The organism is uncultured Caballeronia sp., assembly GCF_964243625.1.
Classification (GTDB): domain Bacteria; phylum Pseudomonadota; class Gammaproteobacteria; order Burkholderiales; family Burkholderiaceae; genus Caballeronia.
The window spans coordinates 1-3,633 of record NZ_CAXTGZ010000608.1 but is presented as its reverse complement, the minus strand read 5'-3'; the positions used below and the strand labels follow the sequence as shown (position 1 = coordinate 3,633).

Genomic DNA, 3,633 nt, shown 5'->3' with positions numbered 1-3,633 from the left:
CGCTGACTGGTCGGCCTTCGTATCATCCTGAGGTGATGCTTAAGATCTACATTTTTCGGTTATCTGAACTGTATTCAATACAGTCGCCGCCTTGAACGCGAGGCCCAGCGCAACGTTAAATTGATGTGGCTCACGGGCCGCCTGGCAAAGGATTTCAAGACTATTGCGCGATTTCGCAAAGACAACGGCAAAGCGATCCGCAACGCTTGTCGTCAGTTCGTCATGCTATGAAAACGCTTGGACCTTTTCGCCGAAGCGCTCGCTGCGATAGACGGCAGCAAGTTTAAGGCAGTGAACCATCACGATCGCAACTTCACGAGCGCAAAACCAGAACGGCGAATGAAGGATATCGAGGCAAGCATCAGCCGTTATCTGGTGAAAATGGACACCGCCGATCGCAAGGAACCTACTATCGCGAAGGTGAAGACTGAACGGTTGCAAGACAAGATCGCGGCTCTCAAAGAGCAGATGCAAATCCTTGAGAAAGTCGAAGTTCAACTCGACGCGACGCCAGACCAGCAAGTGTCGCTTACCGACCCGGACGCGCGCTCAATGAAGACGCGAGGAACCGGCGTCGTCGGCTACAACGTCCAGGTAGCAATCGATGCAAAGGACCATTTGATCGTCGCGCACGAGATCACCAATAGCGGCATTGATCGGGATCAACTCCTGTCGATGGCGACGCTCGCGCGTAACGAGACGGGCGTCGAGAAGCTCACGGCAGCTGCGGACAGAGGTTATGACAAAAGCGAGGAGGTACTCGCGTGTCACCAAGCTGGCGTTACCGTGTACGTTCCCAAGACGGTGACGTCGAGCGCGACGGCTCACGGTCGCTTCAGCAAAGGCGATTTCATTTACGATGCCGAGGCGAACGAGTATCGCTGCCCAGCGGGACAGCGTCTCACATGGCGCTACGTGACGATCGAGCGCGAGCTAAAGTTGCATCGTTACTGGAGTTCGAACGGCCAGCAGTGTTCGTTAAAGGACAAGTGCACGCCGAGCATACAACGCCGGGTGACGCGCTGGGAACACGAAGAGGTTCTCGATGAGATGCAAATCCGTCTTGACCACAGTCCCGACATGATGCGTATCCGACGACAAACCGTCGAGCATCCGTTCGGCACAATCAAGGCTTGGATGGGAGCCACGCATTTCTTAACGCGAACGATCAAGCGGATAAGCACTGAAATGAGCTGCACGTGCTTGCGTACAACATGAAGCCGCGAGAACAGGTGTCGTCAGAGTCTGCGCCGTTACGCCTTTTGACACGGTCTGGGCCGGCTGCCGCCCGACGGCCCACTCCCTCGGAAGCGCCCTCGTCCATGTCAGCAACTGCAAGGCGGGGATATCGGATGTTCACCCGAAAAAGAGTAACAAAACAAGAACTGGAGCGTACTGAGTGCGCACAGGCGGCATCATGAATGCATCCATTCATGGAGCACAAACTCATGAACGCGCCTACGTTATCGCCGAACCCCACATCATCCATCAAGGGACGCAGGTTGCACTGGTCAGCGTACCCTCAACCTGAACGGTATAGATCTCGCGCCTAATTCTTCAGTGTTCTGGTTGGGCTGGCGAAGAGTGCTTGGTGTTGCGTCCGGCTCGCGGACCACACGCAACCGCAGATGACACTGGAAGTGCGCTTTACGGTTGCGTCGAGATCGTGTTGTGATGGTCGGATCGGATACCGTATCGGGCGAAATGTCACTGATCCCGTCGAAGACCACTGCTTTCAATGCGCACTCCTTGGTGAGGACATGGCTCAGTTTCAGTAAACTGCGGACCCGAAGCAATGGCGCCGCTAGCAAGACACCTTCGCAACTCGACAATCGCACCCGAGATGCTTTGCCGCATTCGAGTCACGCAAAGCATCGACTTGCTGGCGTTAAAAGGTCGGGCAGTTCGTATCAGTGGAGCGGTATCGAAAATGGTTGACGAACGTCACTCCGGCTTACGCCTCGGAGAAACACTCGGCATGGGCGTCTATAACGCCACGCGTGGTTTTGGTGGCATAACGGCTCGTGGACTGCGTATGGATAAGCGCATGTGGGCGACAAGATCATACGCGTCCATGATTTAATGCTTAACTGAGGCAGGACTTGGCGGTTTGGACGAAGAGCACTACCGAATTTTTATGACAGACTTTCGCAACTTCAGCCAATTCATATCAACAGGGTGGTGCGCTTCATCAAAGCGGCGGCTGACTCACCGAAATTAGGCCCTTCGCCCGAAATTTATCCAGAAACTGGAATCGTTCGGTTCCCTCCTCCGGGCCAGGCTGTATCACATTACCGATTCGCATAGTCTGACTGCCGGCGCCGGTGTATTGCGGCCATTGTGGCAGCCCTGCCCCGTTCGGGTTTCCCGACCGAGCAAAATTCGTCCAGTACGATTGCATGGTGTCGGACACAGCCAAATCCTGCGCGCTTGCCGTCACGTTTCCATTGGGCGTCAGGTTGCCGAACACATATGGCACCTCCGTCGCATGCGTGGCGACCGGGTTATACGCCGATGTCTGCTCGAAATGATAAACAAATACCGCTGAATGTCCCGTCTTCTGTTGCTGCGTAACCCAACCCCAAGTCTGGTATTTGATCACCTGGTCCCCGATCAATGCCTGTGCTGATTGCGTCGCTTGCCCGATTGAACTGGCAGGGTACGCCTGCTCGAACGCGGTCACGTTCGATGGACCGAACTCAGTTGCGGCGGCACTCGTGTAGGACTGAATCGTCGTATGCGGAAGCGCACGGTTGAAGAACGCGAGACCTTCATCGGAGTTCCATCCTGCCAACAGCGGCACATCGTTTTGACGACCATTGAGAAAACGGACATAGGGATTTTCCGGCAGAACATAGCCGTCCACGATCGGTGAGAAGTTGGTTAAGCCAGGATCGGTGGCGAAAGTCCAATTGGTTGCCGTCTCGAGTGTCAAAGCCGGGACGGCTCTCAACTGATCAAGTGTGGGCGCGTTCATCTGGGTGCCGAGGGCGGTTCCCATCGCCTGCGCATCGGCATACGGCTTCATTTCGCCATGTTCGCTTTCCCAGAACGCGCCGCTTTCGCCAATCGCTTTCTGAAACAGTCCGGTCGCCAAGGGCGACGCCATCAGCAAGCCGATTGCATGAGAGCCGGCCGATTCACCGAATACAGTCACGTTGGCAGGATCGCCGCCAAACGACGCAATATTATCCTTGACCCACTTGAGCGCCGCGATCTGATCCTCAATGCCATACATCCCCGACTTGTGACCATTCGACTCCGCATCAAGATCCGGTCTTGAAAGATGTCCGAATACGCCCAAGCGATAATTGATCGTCACCATCACGACGTTTTTCTTTGCGAGCGATGTACCATCCAGACTGTCGTCCGACCCGGTGCCGAACTGAAATCCGCCACCGTGAAGCCACACCATGACAGGCAGTTTTGCGCCTCGGGTTTTCGCGCCACTCCAGATATTCAGAAACAGGCAGTCTTCGCTCACGCCATCAGTGCTAATCGGGCCACCGAATGCCGCGGCCGCCCAACACTTTGCACCGAAGGTGGTGGCGTCGCGCGCGCCAGTCCACTTCTGTGCCGGTTGAGGCTCTTTCCATCGCAGGTTTCCCACGGGAGCGGCGGCATAGGGAATCC

Annotated in this window: 1 protein-coding gene and 1 pseudogene; one reads left to right on the top strand and one right to left on the bottom strand. The window is 55.7% G+C overall.

The features are described 5' to 3' along the window. Nucleotides 1–1,220, top strand: a pseudogene (locus ACFFAR_RS27920) (IS1182 family transposase); the annotation flags it as partial. Nucleotides 1,221–2,191: 971 nt separating this feature from the next. On the opposite strand, the gene ACFFAR_RS27915 reads toward ACFFAR_RS27920, so the two are convergent. Further along, nucleotides 2,192–3,633 (bottom strand): carboxylesterase family protein (locus tag ACFFAR_RS27915; protein ID WP_174364961.1); only part of this gene is annotated, 1,442 nt, incomplete at its 5' end.